General features: G+C 67.6%; 14 protein-coding genes and 1 pseudogene. 9 read left to right on the forward strand and 6 right to left on the reverse strand.

The genetic code is table 11. The features are described 5' to 3' along the window. Nucleotides 1–10 precede the first annotated feature (10 nt). The 3 genes from AP234_RS11405 (at nucleotide 11) to AP234_RS11415 (ending at nucleotide 3,338) form a co-directional block, all read left to right on the forward strand. On the forward strand, nucleotides 11–1,546 hold the full coding sequence (locus AP234_RS11405; RefSeq protein WP_055479553.1) for a GMC family oxidoreductase N-terminal domain-containing protein: 1,536 nt from the start codon (nucleotides 11–13) through the stop codon (nucleotides 1,544–1,546). Then, the gene (locus AP234_RS11410) at nucleotides 1,543–2,574 is read left to right on the forward strand and encodes a Gfo/Idh/MocA family protein (RefSeq protein WP_083502003.1); all 1,032 of its coding nucleotides are present in this window, start codon (nucleotides 1,543–1,545) and stop codon (nucleotides 2,572–2,574) included. The genes AP234_RS11405 and AP234_RS11410 overlap by 4 nt, the downstream gene beginning before the upstream one ends. A 158-nt stretch (nucleotides 2,575–2,732) precedes the next feature. Continuing rightward, nucleotides 2,733–3,338 (forward strand): HAD family hydrolase, encoded by a 606-nt coding sequence (locus AP234_RS11415; protein WP_055479554.1) that lies wholly within the window; start codon nucleotides 2,733–2,735, stop codon nucleotides 3,336–3,338. Between the two features lie 81 nt (nucleotides 3,339–3,419). Here AP234_RS11415 and AP234_RS11420 read toward each other — a convergent pair whose 3' ends face one another. Then, a complete protein-coding gene (locus AP234_RS11420; RefSeq protein WP_055479555.1) occupies nucleotides 3,420–4,091 on the reverse strand; it encodes a 4'-phosphopantetheinyl transferase superfamily protein in 672 nt (223 codons plus the stop codon). A gap of 234 nt (nucleotides 4,092–4,325) precedes the next feature. Here AP234_RS11420 and AP234_RS11425 point away from each other — a divergent pair, with 234 nt between their 5' ends. Both AP234_RS11425 and AP234_RS11430 read left to right on the forward strand, forming a co-directional pair. Next, on the forward strand, nucleotides 4,326–5,699 hold the full coding sequence (locus AP234_RS11425; protein ID WP_055479556.1) for an APC family permease: 1,374 nt from the start codon (nucleotides 4,326–4,328) through the stop codon (nucleotides 5,697–5,699). Nucleotides 5,700–5,723: 24 nt separating this feature from the next. Next, entirely contained in the window at nucleotides 5,724–6,362 is a 639-nt protein-coding gene (locus AP234_RS11430; protein WP_055479557.1) for a GOLPH3/VPS74 family protein, read from the forward strand. 36 nt (nucleotides 6,363–6,398) lie between these two features. On the opposite strand, the gene AP234_RS11435 is transcribed toward AP234_RS11430, so the two are convergent. The 3 genes from AP234_RS11435 to AP234_RS11445 all read right to left on the reverse strand — a co-directional run bounded on the left by AP234_RS11435 (nucleotide 6,399) and on the right by AP234_RS11445 (nucleotide 8,937). Further along, nucleotides 6,399–7,061 carry a potassium channel family protein gene (locus tag AP234_RS11435; protein WP_055479558.1) on the reverse strand — a complete coding sequence of 221 codons (663 nt, stop codon included), beginning with the start codon at nucleotides 7,059–7,061 and terminating at the stop codon, nucleotides 6,399–6,401. Continuing rightward, entirely contained in the window at nucleotides 7,054–8,412 is a 1,359-nt protein-coding gene (locus tag AP234_RS11440) for a potassium transporter TrkG (protein ID WP_055479559.1), read from the reverse strand. The genes AP234_RS11435 and AP234_RS11440 overlap by 8 nt, the downstream gene beginning before the upstream one ends. 126 nt (nucleotides 8,413–8,538) lie before the next feature. Beyond that, entirely contained in the window at nucleotides 8,539–8,937 is a 399-nt protein-coding gene (locus AP234_RS11445; RefSeq protein WP_055479560.1) for a VOC family protein, read from the reverse strand. Between the two features lie 100 nt (nucleotides 8,938–9,037). On the opposite strand from AP234_RS11445, the gene AP234_RS11450 reads away from it, so the two are divergent. Further along, nucleotides 9,038–9,478, forward strand: a complete 441-nt coding sequence (locus tag AP234_RS11450) for a pyridoxamine 5'-phosphate oxidase family protein (RefSeq protein WP_055479561.1) — start codon at nucleotides 9,038–9,040, stop codon at nucleotides 9,476–9,478. A 438-nt stretch (nucleotides 9,479–9,916) separates the two neighbouring features. On the opposite strand, the gene AP234_RS11455 is transcribed toward AP234_RS11450, so the two are convergent. Then, nucleotides 9,917–10,387 (reverse strand): CBS domain-containing protein, encoded by a 471-nt coding sequence (locus tag AP234_RS11455; protein ID WP_055479562.1) that lies wholly within the window; start codon nucleotides 10,385–10,387, stop codon nucleotides 9,917–9,919. A 398-nt stretch (nucleotides 10,388–10,785) separates the two neighbouring features. On the opposite strand from AP234_RS11455, the pseudogene AP234_RS11460 reads away from it, so the two are divergent. After that, nucleotides 10,786–11,181 (forward strand): annotated as a pseudogene (locus tag AP234_RS11460) (hypothetical protein); the annotation flags it as partial. 198 nt (nucleotides 11,182–11,379) lie between these two features. Here the strand turns inward: AP234_RS11460 and secA2 are convergent. Next, complete coding sequence (secA2, locus tag AP234_RS11465) at nucleotides 11,380–13,689, reverse strand: accessory Sec system translocase SecA2 (RefSeq protein ID WP_055479563.1); 2,310 nt, start codon at nucleotides 13,687–13,689, stop codon at nucleotides 11,380–11,382. Between the two features lie 359 nt (nucleotides 13,690–14,048). Here secA2 and AP234_RS38550 point away from each other — a divergent pair, with 359 nt between their 5' ends. Together AP234_RS38550 and AP234_RS11475 are read left to right on the forward strand one after the other, a co-directional pair. Beyond that, nucleotides 14,049–14,153 carry a VOC family protein gene (locus AP234_RS38550; protein ID WP_160330419.1) on the forward strand — a complete coding sequence of 35 codons (105 nt, stop codon included), beginning with the start codon at nucleotides 14,049–14,051 and terminating at the stop codon, nucleotides 14,151–14,153. 107 nt (nucleotides 14,154–14,260) lie between these two features. Further along, nucleotides 14,261–14,771, forward strand: a 511-nt coding sequence (locus AP234_RS11475; protein WP_200926429.1) for a hypothetical protein, incomplete at its 3' end; no start/stop codon positions are given.

Consider the following 14,771-nt stretch of genomic DNA (forward strand, 5'->3'; position numbering starts at 1 on the left):
GGCAACTCATATGGATTTCGACGGGGCCTACGACTTCATTGTGGTCGGTGCCGGCGCTGCCGGCAGCGTCATCGCGGCCCGCCTGAGTCAGGATCGGGATCGAAAGATCCTTTTGCTGGAGGCCGGTCCCTCCGACCTCAACCCCCTCATCTCCCGTCCGGCCTCTTGGCCGTTGTTGCTCGGCAGTGAGTTGGATTGGAGGTACCAAACCGTTCCGCAGGTCGCATTGAAAGGCAGACGCCTGGCGTGGCCGCGGGGCCGCGTGGTGGGCGGCTCTGGTTCGATCAATGCGATGGTGCACATCCGCGGCGCGATCTCGGACTTCGACGCCTGGGAGCGTTGGGGAGGTGAGACCTGGAACGCGAGGCACATGTTTCCGTACCTCGAGCGTCTGGAAGGATCGGCCGATACACCGGAGTACGGCCGCCTGCCCATCGCTGAGAACACCAGCCCACACCCTTTCGCCGCGGCTTTCGTAACGGCCGCTCAGAAACACGGCCTGCCGGATAACCCGGACTTCAACTCGGGTCGGCAAGAAGGCGTTGGCCTCTATCGCATCACCCGTACCGCCGGCGGGCCCGACGTTCCGGCCCGCCGAGGCAATACCGCCTACACCCATCTGCACTCGGCACTTGACCGACCGAATCTCACCTTGGTGACCGATGCCACCGTTCTTTGCGTTACCGTCGAGCACGGCCGTGCCGTCGGCGTGCGATTCCGGACCGGTGGCAAAGTGATGTCCGTCCGGTGCGCGGACGAGGTGGTTCTGTGTGCCGGCACGGTGGCCAGCCCGCAAATCCTCATGCTCAGCGGCATCGGACCGGCGGCCCACCTCAGGGCCGTGAACATTCCGGTCGCGGTCGACCTGCCTGGCGTCGGGGGCAACCTGCACGATCACATTCAGGTGTCTCTTGCGTACGACACCGTGGAGGGACATCCTGTCGCGGACTCTTCCAATCTCGGCGAAGCCGGTGGTTTCATTACCCTTTATCCGGACTCGCCGGCGCCTGATCTGCAGCTTTCATTTGCTCCGATGAAGGATCTGAACAACGCTTCCCGGCTCGGTCACGGCTTCACGATCGGTCCGGCCGTCACCCGCCCGCGCAGTCGCGGGAGGTTGTCCCTTGCCTCCGCCGATCCAGACGAGCACCCATTGATAGACCCCGCCTATCTGACCGACCCAGCGGATCTCGATGTTCTGGTGGATGGCGTGCGGATGGCTTGCGACATAGCCGGCACCGACCCGCTGGCGCGGCTTGTCCGGGGAAAGCCATGGGGCGGCACCCTCAGCCGCGATGAAGTCGAGGAGTTCGTGCGGACATACGCACAGACGCAGTTCCATCCGGTCGGCACGTGCCGAATCGGGTTCGGCGCGGAGGAGACCGAAGCGGTCGTGGATCCGAGGCTGCGAGTGAAAGGACTGACCGGCCTACGTGTAGCCGACGCGTCAGTCATTCCAAGCATGGTCACCGGAAACATTCATTGCGCGGTGGCAGCGATAGCCGAGCGCGCGGCCGAGTTCATTCAAGAGGACAACACGAAATGATGTCAACTGGACGCAAGACCCTGCGTTGGGGCGTGCTGGGCGCCACCTCCTACATCGGCACTCACCTGATGCCCGCCATCTCGCAGACCGCCGGCTGCGAGCTGGTCGCCGTGGCCAGCCGCCCCGAGCGGTTTTCCCGCGCGGCTGAGGTCGGCCGGATACATGGTGCGACAGCACACCCGGACTACGGGTCGCTGATCGATGACCCACGGATCGACGTGGTCTATATCGCGCTTCCCAACAGCGACCACGTTGATTGGACTGTTCGTGCGTTGGAGAAAGGCAAGCATGTCCTCGTGGAGAAGCCCATGGCCATGGTCGAGGAGGGCTGTGTGCGCATCGAGGAGGCCGCCCGGAAATCCTCACGAACGGTCATGGAAGCTTTCATGTACCGTTTCCACCCGCAACAGCGCCGTGCCGCCGAGCTTCTGCGCGCCGGCGTAATCGGCGAACTGCGGGTCGTCCGCGCCTGCTTCGCATTCGCCATCGAAGAAGGGAGTGGAAACATCCGGTTGGAGCCGTCACTGGGCGGTGGCGCCACCTGGGATGTCGGTTGCTACGCAGTGGACGTTCCGCTGCTCTTCTTCGGGCGGGCGCCGAGACAGGTGAACGCTCACTTCAGTTGTCGCCCGGGAGCCGAAGTGGAGACCAGCGCGGTTGCGACGATGGACTTCGGCGATGGTCGCAGAGCGGTGCTCGACTACAGCATCGACTATGGACCTCGTGCTTGGTATGAGCTCCAGGGCACACGGGGCACCATAACCGTGCGCAACGCGTGGGCCATGGCTGAGGAGAACGGCGAGATCACTGTTCTCACCGCGGACGGAGTCCGTGAAGAGACCATCTCCGCGGCGAATCACTATCGGCTTCAGGTGGCCTCCTTCGCGCAGGCCGTACGCGGCGACGGGCCACCTCACGTGACCCTTGCGGACTCCCGGCGTACTGCCAGGGTGGGAGCAGCGCTCGTCAGGTCCGCAGCGGCCGGCGGCGCCGGCGTGAGCCTGGATGATGAGACCGCTGTGCGATAGTGAGCCGGCCACATCTCGGTCACTCGCGCATGCGCCATCTCTCTTGCGTGTCTGGACCGCCTGTATGAGGCCCCGGGACCGGATTGGCTCCGACCCGGGGGAAGCAAGCCCTCTTGCACCGATCTCAGACCTTGACCAGCAGAAAGCGGAGTCCTCTCTTGCGTGCCGAACTCACCCCCCGCCAGTCCCAATGCCTGCTCTTCGACTGGGACGGAACGCTGGTGGACAGCCAGCAGGCCAACTACTTGGCGATGGCCGGTGCGTTGGCCGCGGAGGGTGTGGAACTCGAGCAGGAATGGTTCGATGCCCGCACCGGGCTCTCCTCCGCGGAAATGATCGGTGTCCTGGCGGAGGAACGAAATCTTCGCCTGTCCCGTCCCCTGGACCGGATCGTTGCTCATCGGGACGCCTTGTTCCTCAAGGAAGCCCACATGGTGCGTCCGCACCTGGAGGTGCTGGAGGTGGTCAACGCCATGCGCGATGTCGTGCCGATGGCCGTGGCCTCCGGCGGATCCCGCCGCATCATCGAAGCGACCCTACGCCACCAGCCGTTCCGATACTTCTTCGACGCACTCATCACCCGGGACGACGTGAAGCGTGGCAAGCCCGCCCCCGATATCTTTCTCCGAGCGGCCGAAGCGCTGGGGGTCGCTCCCTCCCGCTGCACCGTGTACGAGGACAGCGACGAGGGCATTACCGCGGCCCGCGCCGCCGGGATGACGGTAATCGACGTCCGGCCGTTCACCCGCCCCCCGAGGCCGTGACGCCGGAGAGGCCCGAGCCGAGGCATGTCCTTCATCCCCGCGACCTTGATCGGGGCGGCTTCCACACGGCTCTGGCGCCTTTCAGGAGTGGTGATCTCCGGAGCACACGACGATGGCGGTGAGGATGAGGTCGCGGTCGACCAGCCATCGGCCGGAAAAAGAGTCGAGCCGCGTGCCGTTCACGCGTGGGCCGGGAACCAGCAGCCGGGCCGAGAAAGTTTTCGATAACGGATCGAAAGCTATCGATGCCTCGTGGAAGTCGAGCCACCGGCCGGTCAGCGGGAACCACGCCTTGTACACCGATTCCTTGGCGCTGAAGAGCATTCTGTCCCAGTGCACCTGCGGATGCCGGGAGCTCAGGCGGCGTAGCTCGGCCCGCTCCTCCGGGAGCGAGATCGCCTCCAGCGTGCCGTCGGGGATGGGTCCGTTCGGTTCCGCGTCGATGCCGATGGTCGACACCTCGGCCGAGGGACCGAGGGCCGCGCCTCGATAGCCCTCGCAGTGCGTGATGCTGCCCACCACGCCCTGCGGCCACTGGGGTGCGCCCCGAAGCCCGGGAAGGATGGGGGAGGGGGGCAGGCCGAGTTCGCCCAGAGCCGTACGGACGCAGACCCGTGCTGTGGTGAACTCCCTGCGACGCTTGTCGACCGCACGCTCAATGGCTTTTTCCTCCTCCGGGAAGAGCGTCGCATCCGGCGGATCATGGAAGAGATCGGCCGCCACCACACAGCCGGGAAGAATGGTTTCGATCACACCCGCCTCCTGACGAGGATTTCTGCTCTCTTCACGTGTCGCTCCATGGCCGATCCGGGTGGCCGACTCGTCGGTGATCTACTGGCATCTGTTGGTCTATCAGACGGCTTGCGGCAATGACGTTACCTGGGGGAGGATCATCCCCTACGACCCCGAGTGATGGAGCGCATTCGCGTGCCGTCGTCGGCCGGACAAACTTCGCAGCTTGACAAACAAGGAATACAGGAGGCTGCGGTGCAGCCACAGGAGACTATCGAACGGTTCGGATACCGCCAGGAATTACGGCGTGGTATCGGCCTGGCCGATATGGTGTTCTACGGTCTGATCTTCATGGTGCCGATCGCACCATTTGCGATCTTCGGTGACGTCTACCATGTCTCGAAGGGCATGCCCGCACTGGCGTACCTGATCGGGATGGTCGCGTTGCTGTTCACCGCGGCGTCCTACGCGCAGATGGTCAAGGCCTTCCCCCTGTCCGGCTCCGTCTACAACTACGCGGGCCGCGGCATCGCGCCCCCGGTCGGTTTCATGACCGGCTGGGCGATCCTGCTCGACTACATCCTCGCCCCCACGCTGCTCTACCTGATGGCGTCGATCGCGATGAACGCCACCGTCCCGGCGGTGCCGGTGTGGGCGTGGCTGATCATGTTCGTGGTCGTCAACACCGTGATCAATCTGCGCGGCATCCGGATGACGGTCTCGCTCACCAAGGCGATGATCGTCGCACAGCTGATCGTCCTGGCCCTGTTCCTCCTGGTCGGCGTGTGGGCGATCACGCAGGGGAAGGGCCACGGCTTCAGCCTCGATCCGCTGTTCAACTCCGAGACCTTCTCCTGGCCGCTGGTGTTCGGCGCGGTCTCCTTCGCGGTCCTGTCCTTCCTCGGCTTCGACGGCATCAGCCTGCTGGCCGAGGAGTCCAAGGGCGGCTCGGCTCAGGTCGCCAGGGCGATGCGGCTGGCGCTCGCCCTGGCCGGCGTGCTGTTCATCACCCAGGTGTGGGTCGCCGCGCTGCTGGTGCCCGACCCGGCGGCACTGCTGGCCGATGGAGATCACAGCAGGGCGTTCTTCGACGTCGCCGCGGTCGCGGGCGGCAGCTGGCTGGCGAACCTCACGTCGATCGCGACCGCGATCTCCTGGGGCCTGGCCAACACGATGGTCGCGCAGGTCGGCGTGTCCCGTCTGCTCTACGCGATGGCGCGCGACCGGCAGCTGCCGGCCTTCCTGGCGAAGGTGTCGGTCAAGCACTCCGTGCCGGCCAACGCCACCATGCTCGTCGCCGCGCTGTCGGTGGTGCTGGGGGTGTGGATGGCCAACATCGATGACGGCGTGAACCTGCTCGTCAGCCTCATCAACATGGGCGCGCTGATCGCCTTCGTGGTCCTGCACGTGGCCGTTATCGTCCATTACGTGGTCCGACGGCGATCGACCGACCTGTGGTCCCATCTGATCATGCCCTTGATCGGCGTGACGATCCTCATCTACGTAGTGATCAACGCCAGCATCCTGGCCCAGCGGCTGGGGTTGATCTGGCTGGGCATCGGCGCGCTGATCTTGATCATTCTGTACGCTCTGGGCCGCCGCCCCAACCTGTCCGGCCTAACGGAGTAACGGAGCAAGGGAGCCCCCCACATCATGAACCGGCCGCCGCTTCATCAGGAGCTGTACCTCATCGCCCACGACGACGATGGCAAGCCGCTCATCCAACGGCCGTCCCTGCGCCTTGGACTTGCCGGCGCGGTGCTGCTCGATCTCACGCTGAGCGGCCGGCTCAACGTCACCCAGGGTCAGCTCGCCGTCTACGATCGCAACCCCATCGGCGACACCGTCGCCGACACCCTCATCCCCGCGATCCTGAACGACCGGGCCAACCGCGACCTCAAGGTCTGGATCAAGCAGATCGCCGAGGACATCTACGACCGCACCTGCGGAAGCCTGGTCGCCGCCGGCCTTCTCACCAAGGTGACCAGGCGCCGCCTGGGCATGCTCGCGCAGACCCGTTACCAGCCCGTCGACACCGCCCCGGCCGTACGCGCGCGTGCCGGGGTGCGGGCCGCCGCCGACGGCCGGGAGACGCCGGACAGCCACTGCGCCGCGCTGTGCGGGCTGGTCGGCGTGCTGCACCTGGAGTCGGCGCTCTACATCGACCAGCCGTCGAGCCAGCTCATCGGCCGCCTGCGCACCATCGCGGGGGAGCATTCACGGCCGGTCCAGGAGATCGTCCAGACGGTCGACACGCTCGTCGGCGAGGCCGCCGTCGCCATCTATCGATGAGGGTCTCCGCCGCGTCCGGGGCCGGGAGGATCAGACTCAGGGCAGTTCGGCGAACCGTTCCACCTGTTCCGTCCGGCCGGAGACGATGATGACGTCGCCGTAGCCGAGCTCGGTGTCGGCGGTGGCGTAGGTGAACTCCTCACCCGGGCTCTTGACCGCGACGACCGTCACGCCGTGCTTGCGGCGCAGGTTCGACTCGCCCAGCGGGACGCCCACGTACTCCTTCGGCGGGCGGGTCTTGACGAGGGCGAAGTTCTCGTCGACCTCGACGTAGTCGAGCATCCTGCCGCTGACCATGTGCGCGACGCGCTCGCCCATGTCGTGCTCGGGGAAGACCACGTGGTGGACGCCGATCCTGCTGAGGATCTGGCCGTGCTGACGGCTGACCGCCTTCGCCCAGATGTCGTCGATCTCCAGCTCCACCATCAGCGAGGCGGTCAGAATGCTCGCCTCCAGGTCGCCGCCGATGGCCACCACGGCCCGATAGAAGTCGGGCACGCCGAGTTGGCGCAGCGCCTCGATGTCGGTGGAGTCGGCCGTGACCACGTGGGTGATGTGCCCGGCCAGGTTCTGCACGACCTTGGGCCTGCGGTCGATGGCGAGCACCTCGGTGCCGCGCCGGGTGAGCTCCAATGCGAGTGACGTGCCGAAACGGCCGAGTCCGACCACGACGACCGGCTCGCTTGTCCTGTCAGCCAACGATGATCCGCTCCTCGGGTAGTTCGTAACGCCTGGTCCGCTCCTTCAACGCGAGCGCGGAGCCGAAGGTCAGCGGCCCGATCCTGCCCACGAACATGAGCAGGACGAGCAGCGCGTGCCCGGCCGGGGCGATGTCGGAGGTGATGCCGGTGGACAGGCCGCACGTGGTGAACGCCGAGACGACCTCGAACATTACCTGGTCCAGATTGTGCGGCGTCAGCACGAGCAGGATGTAGGTGGCGATCACGATCACGGTCACGCTGATCACGGCGATCGTGACGGCCTGGCGCTGCGCCGACTCGGGCAGCCGCCGGTGACCGATGTTGACGTGGGTCTCCCCGCGCAGCTCGGACCAGATGGTGAAGGCCAGCAGACCGAACGTGGTGACCTTGATCCCGCCCGCCGTGCCGGCGCTGCCGCCGCCGATGAACATCAGCAGGTCCATGGTCAGCCAGCTCGACGGGTACATCTGTGAGACGTCCAGGCTGTTGAACCCCGCGGAACGGGGCATCACGGCGGCGAAGAATCCGGCCAGCATCCGGTCGGACTCGTCCAGCGCTCCCAACGTGTGGGGGTTGCTCCACTCGGTGCCGAGCAAGATCAGGGTGCCCAGCGGCAGCAGCGCCGCGGTGACCGCCAGCGTGATCCTGGTCAGCACCGTCCATCTGCTCGGACGGCGCCAGCAGCGGAGCAGTTCGAACACCACCGGGTAGCCGAGCCCGCCCACGATCACCGCGGCGGCGATCGTCAGGCAGATCCACGGATCGGTCACGAACCGCATCAGGCTGTCCGGCCACAGGGTCACCCCGGCGTTGTTGAACGCGGAGACGGCGTGGAAGACCCCGAGGTAGGCCGCCCGGCCGAGCGGCTCGCCGTACCCTGTGGCGAACCGCAGCGTGAGGATGGTCGCCACGATCGCCTCGGAGGCGAGGCTGAACAGCACGACCCGGCGCAGCAGGCGCCGGACGTCCGACATGCCGAAGGCCTTCCGCTCCTCCTGGGCGAACAACCGGGCGCGCAGGCCCAGCCGGCCGGAGACGAGCACGGTGAACAGGGAGGCCAGGGTCATGATGCCGAGCCCCCCGATCTGGATCAGCAGGCCGATCACGACCTTGCCGAACACCGACCAGTGCGCCGACAGGTCGACGACGGCCAGACCGGTCACGCACACCGACGAGGTGGCGGTGAACAGGGCGGTGAGCCAGCCCGCCGACTCACCCGACTCGGTCGCGAACGGCAGGGCCAGGGCCGCGGTACCGAGCAGTACGGCGACGCCGAAGGCCGTCACGATCATCTGAGCCGGATGCTGGAACCCGCCCAGGACGGCCGACGCCCGTCTGGTCCGCCTCATCGCGGCGACTCCCTCGGGTTTAGGGTCACCAGAGGATTATGACCCTATGCGCAGAACGCCACCGCCGGTGCCGAGCGCCGGTGATCAGACTCCGCCGCGCTCGGATATCGCTCAGATGCCGCGCGCTCAGATGTCGATGGTGCGGTGGTCCCGCCGGAGCGGATGATCTTCGGGGATCTGGACGAGCACGATCGGCGTGCCGTCCGGGTCCTCGATCCACATCTCGATCAGCCCCCAGGGCTCCGTCCTGGGCGGGCGCCGTACGGGAACCCCGGCGGCGACCAGCCGGCGATGTTCGGCCTCGACGTCCCTGACCTGGAGCCAGATCTGGAGATGGGCCCCGCGTGAGCCGTCCGAGCGCCCGGAGACCTCGAGGAACCCCTGTCCGAGGAAGAACACCACACCGGGGTCGTCGGCCGGGCCGAACTCGCGATACACGGCCAGCCCGAGCACGTCGCGGTAGAACGAGCGGCTGGCGTCCGGATCGGCCGGGCGCAGGAGCATCCGGCTGCTGAGCACTTCCATTCGGCCCCCTCTGAACGATGTGTGATGATCGTGCCTGGATCGGGCATGCGCAGGGAAGACGAAGACAGCCCGAATCGGCGGCGATCATCGGGAGGTACCCATGTCAAGGGACGCCGACTCCGGCCGGCCCCGGCTGGAATGGCTGGACAAGGACGAATGCCTGGAGCTCGTCGCGCCGGGAGGCGTGGGCCGGGTGGCGTTCAACAGCCCGACCGGGCCGGTGATCCTGCCGGTCAACTACACGCTGGACGCGGGCACGATCCTGTTCCGTACGGCCCTCGGCGGGTCCATCGACACCGATCTGCGCACCGGGGTCGAGGGCGCCGAGTTCAAGGTCGCCTTCGAGGTCGACCGGATAGACGAGGCGAACCGGGAGGGGTGGAGCGTGCTCGTACGCGGCGGCGCGCACCACGTCACCGACGAGGAGGAACGCGCGGCGGCGGCCGCCGCCGGCCTGGAGACGTGGGCGGGCGGCGATCGGGACCTGTACATCAGGATCGCGCCCGTCGAGGTCACCGGACGCCGGATCAGCCGCGGCTAGGGCCCCTTGGGGCATCGGTCGATTAACGACACCGCGTGCGGAAGTCTCGATGCGGCTCCGGTTCCTCCACCCCCGAAAATTCCTCGCAGGCCCGCAATTCACGCGGGCCCCGAGGACCCGCAGGGAGGAGGCTCCGGTCCGCTGCCGGACCCCGACGGCAGGGCCCGGCATGCGGTCCTCGCTCGCTCCCTCCCGCTCAGCTCCGTGGCTGTTCTTCGCTTCGCTCTGTGCTGTTCTTCGCTTCGCTCCGTGCTGTCCCGCGCTTCGCTCTGTGCTGTTCTTCGCTTCGCTCCGTGCTGTCCCGCGCTTCGCTCTGTGCTGTTCTTCGCTTCGCTCCGTGCTGTTCTGCACTCCGCTCCGTGCTGTCCCGCGCCCCGCGCTTCCTGCCACCCCGGCTGACGATCACTTGCCCGACCCTCTGACCTGCCGGGGCTTCGATCACGGGTGGGGCGGCAGCACCGGCTCAAGGCGGAACAGTCCGCCCTTGACGTCGGCGTCCTCACGGTGCGGGACACGCCCGGCGACCGCCATCAGGACGTCCCGCGCGGTGATCAGTCCCTCCAGTACGCCCTCGGGGCCGATCACCGGAACGGCGCCGGCCTCCGTGTCGATCATCTGAGCGACGATCTCGCCGAGCGGCGAGTCCGGCGCCGCCTGCGGCCCCGGCTGGTCGGGGAGGAGCTCCCTGACCCGCACCCGGCACTGCTCCGCCGGTCCGCCCGACCAATGGGAGGACAGGTCCTCCCGTCCGAGCACGCCGACGATCCGGGATTCGTCGTCCACGACCGGCAGGTGGTGCACGCCCGCCCGCCGCATGAGCTCCCACGCCAACAGCGGTGATTCGTCCGGCTCGACGGTGACGAGAGTGCGGCTCATCACGTCTGCCGCGACCATGGTCTCGACTCCCATCGCTTTCCTCTGATCGTTCTGATCGTTCTGTCCGTTCCGTGCCGGTTCTCGCCGGGCCGGTCGTGGTCTCCGGCGGCACCTGTCTGCGGTTCTTCTGGGTACCTATGACCCGACCCGTGCAGGTCATTCACACTTCGCCCAGCCACTCGTCTCGATGCCGGCAAGCACGTGGATCTTGACAAGATCTGCCGGTTCCGTCGGCGGGACGGCGTCGGGACTCCGGTCGGCTGGATGTCCATGCTCATGCCAGATTCGGGCAATCTCCGACCAAGGTAAAATTTTGTCCTAGAGTGTGGTGAAACGTCGTGATTCTGGCTTAGTGTCCGATTACCCATCCGTGACCAGTCAGGAGATCCCCCATTTCCAGCAAAGACGTCACCTGCCCCGTCGAGAACGGCATGCAGGTGCTGTACAAGGGCAGCACGACGGCCTCGTACTTCTGGGACGACGGCTCCGGCATCAACGGTGACACGGGCGCCCCCGCGTCCGGCCTGCCGATGCAGAAAGGTCTCGCGGCCAGTCCGAGTTGGCCGATGGGCACCAAGGGCTACGTCGTCTACCAGGGGAAGAAGGCCGAGTTCTTCATCGGAGACCGCGGGCCCGGAGTGCCGTCGGGCAAGGGCATCATGCTCGACCTCGACGGCAAGACGTTCGCCGAGTTGACGGGCGGCACGTGGAACACCGGGTCGTACACCGTCGACGGCGTCGGCGGCATGGGGCACATCCCCATCGAGTACGTCATCACCGAGTGGGGGCCGGGCCCCGGCAAGAAGGGCGCCCCGAAGCCGTTCTCGACCGGTGCCTACCGGGTCGTGGACGACTCGCCGCCGCCGTGTCCCACCCCCGCGGCCACGCCGGAGATCTCCGCCGCGGTGTTCGTGGGCGCGCTCGCCGCCATCGGAGTGAAGACGCTGTTCCATCGGCGGCCCCGGACGCTCGTCATGGTGAGCGGCCTCCTGCGGGGCGGCAGGGGCTGAAAGCCCGGCGGCGGCTCAGCGCTTGCGGCGCTTCATTGCGCCGGCGACCCGGCTGAGGACGCGGTCCCACTCAGAGCCGAACGGGTTGTCCTGGACGAGATAGGTCCAGGTGGCGCTGGGCCGTCGCAGGCCCTGATCGTCGAGGTCTCGGGTGAGGTCGGCCTTCTCGAAGGTCTCGATCGAGCGACGTTCGATCTCGTCGAGCATGGTGCGGTAGGCGGGGACGGACTCCCGGTTGAACTCGTCGAGCGGGTTCAACCGGCCGAGCGCCCGCAGATGAATGCCTTCACGGAGGTCCGACAGGAAGCTGAGGTGCTCGGTCCAGCAGCGATCGAGATGGAACAGCACGATCTGCCGGGCGGCCCGCCGCACCCGGTCTTCTCCCACGACCTCGGTGAGCTCCCGATAACGCTCCGGGCAGGCGGTCAGCAACGCCCGGGACGCCATGTCGCCGTGCAGGATCTCGTCCCGGCGCTCCATGAGCTGCGCGCGCTGCTGCTCCAGCAGCCGGGTGTAGCGCCAGGTGTTGCGGTGGATCTCGAGGTTGACCCCCTCGGCCACCCGCTGGGCGTGCGCGACGAGATGCGCCGCATACCTGTCGCGCACCACGCCGTCCGCTTCCGCCGGGGGCAGCCGCTCCTCCGGTGCATAGGCGGTGAGCAGGGCGTCCTGCCCGCTCACGAAGAACACCGAACCCCCGGGGTCGCCCTGCCGTCCGGCGCGGCCGCGGAGCTGGTCGTCGAGCCTGCTGCTCTCGTGGCGGCCGGTGCCGATGACGTAGAGACCGCCGAGCTCGGCCACCTCCCGCTCGTGCTCGGCCGCCTCGTCGCCGCCGAGGCGGATGTCCGTACCACGCCCGGCCATCTGGGTCGAGACGGTGATCGCCCCCCGGGCTCCGGCGCGGGAGATCACCTCGGCCTCCTCCGCGTCGTTCTTGGCATTGAGCACCACGGGGTCGAGCCCCTTGGCGCGCAGGGCCTCGGCGAGGCGCTCGGACTCGGCGATGTCGAGCGTGCCGACCAGGACGGGCCTGCCGGTGGCGTGCTGATCCGCTATCTCCTCCAGCAGCGCCCGCTCCTTGTCCTCCGCCGTGGCGAAGATCCGGTCGGGTTCGTCGACCCGGATGCACGGCTTGTTCGGCGGGATGACGGCGACCCGCAGGTCGTAGAACTCGCGGAGCTGGTCGGCGACCGCGAGCGCCGTACCCGTCATGCCACATATTTCGGGGTAACGCCGCATCAGGGATTGGATCGTGAGCGAGTCGAGAATCTCCCCGGTCTCGGAGGGGGCGAGCATCTCCTTGGCCTCCACCGCTGCCTGGAGACCGTCCGGCCACCGCTGCAGCATCGCGACCCGGCCGCGTGCGGTGTTGATGAGCTGCACCCGCCCGTCCCTGACGATGTAGTCCACGTCCCGGGTCAGCAGGGCGTGGGCGTGCAGGGCGAGGTTGACCTGGGTGACGACGCCGGGGTCGGTGTAGAGGTCGACGCCGAGCGCCTTCTCCACGGTGTCGGTGCCCTTGGGCGTCAGGAAGACGTTGCGGCCCTCCTCGTCGATCGTGTAGTGATACCCCTTCGACAGCCGCCGGACCAGCGCGGCCATCTCCGGCAGGGCCGCCCCCGGATCGGCGGCGCCCGCCAGCACCAGCGGCACCCGCGCCTCGTCCACCAGTACGGAGTCGGCCTCGTCGACGACCGCGACCTGCGGGGCCGGTACGACCAGGTCGGCCGGGTCGGTGCGCACCCGGTCACGCAGCACGTCGAAGCCGAGCTCGCTCACCGCCGCATAGGTGACGTCACAGGCGTAGGCGGCCCGGCGCTCCTCGGGAGCCGAGCTCTCGGCGATCCAGCCGACGGTCAGGCCCAGGGCTCCGTACAACGGGGTCATCCACTCGGCGTCCCGCCGGGCGAGGTAGTCGTTGACCGAGACCACGTGCACCCGCCTGCCGCGCAGCGCGTACCCGGCCGCGGTCAGCGCCCCCACCAGCGTCTTGCCCTCGCCGGTCGCCATCTGCACGACATGGCCGTTCAGCATGGCGAGCATGCCGACGAGTTGCACGTCGAATGGGCGCTGGCCGAGCGTGCGGCGGGCCGCCTCGCGCACGACGGCGCTGAACTCGGCGCCGCCGACCCAATCCGCGCCGGTCCGATTCGCGCCGCTCCGATTCGCACTGGTCCGATCCGTGTCGGCCGGCACGAGTTCGGTCCGGTCGCGCAGCCCCGATTCGAGCCCTCCGGCCTCCGCGACGATCCGCTGGAACGGCGCCAGGTCGACGCTCCCCGGCTTATCGAGGAGGCGCTTGATCCAACCGGTCACCCGCGCCATGCCCGTGCCCCTCCCGCCAGTCGTCGCCCCGTCATATCACCACGGCGACACCTTCGCTGCGCCGGGCAGGGCACTCGCTTCAACGTCCGGGCCGCCGGACTGGTTCCGTCTGCCCGGTTCATGGTGCCACCATCAGGCATCCCTTCACTCCTTCGCATACCTGACACTTCCTGAAAGGTACGGCCGGCAGCACGGCGAGCATGACAACGATCGCCAGGTTCCTCGCCATGTCCATCGACCGTGCCGAGCCGAAGAGGCTCGCCGAGCTCTGGTCAGGATGATCACCGGGTTCGAGGTGCGGTACGCGGAGGACGAGTACGCCGGAGGTGCCCGACGTGGAGAAGACGGTGGCGGAGTGACTGGAGTTCGGGGCGACCAAGCCGCAGTTCCAGCCGGGCGATGGCTGGATCGTCCTCGCGGACCCCGAGGGGCATCTGTTCTGCGTGTGTCCCGAAAGGTCGTGACTCGCCTGCCATAAGACTACCGCGATCACTCATCGTGTCCGGGTCTATTCTCTGCGTGATCGATTTCGGTGGGAAGGAGTCCCGCCCGATCTGACGCGGAGGCATCCATGACGACTCGTTCGGCGACACGACCAGGCCCGGCTTCCCTCAAGGCGGGGTTCGCATGCGCGGTGGGCCTGCTGCTGGCCGCCCTCGGCACCACCGCACCCGCCGCCCAGGCCGAAACCCAGGCGCGGGCCGCCATCGCCCCGCCCCGGATCGGGGTGCTCAGGGCCGACGGCGATGCCCTGGTGAAGGAGGGAGGCCTGTCCACCAACTGGGTGCTCGAACACGACGGCGTCATCCAGATCGCTCTCGCGGGAGATCGCATCGGCGTGCTCACCGGCGACGGCAAGGCCTGGGTCAAGGATGGCGGGCTGTCCACGAACTGGGTGTTGGAGAACGACAACGTCAAGCAGTTGGCGCTGGCCGGGAAGCGTATCGGTGTCGTCAGGGGGGATGGTACGGCTCTGGTGAAGGAGGGTGGGCTGTCGGCGAGCTGGGTGTTGGAGAACGACAACGTCAAGCAGTTGGCGCTGGCCGGGGACCGTATCGGTGTCGTCAGGGGGGATGGTACGG

Origin of the sequence: Sphaerimonospora mesophila (assembly GCF_001417795.1) — a bacterium.
Classification (GTDB): Bacteria; Actinomycetota; Actinomycetes; order Streptosporangiales; family Streptosporangiaceae; genus Sphaerimonospora; species Sphaerimonospora mesophila.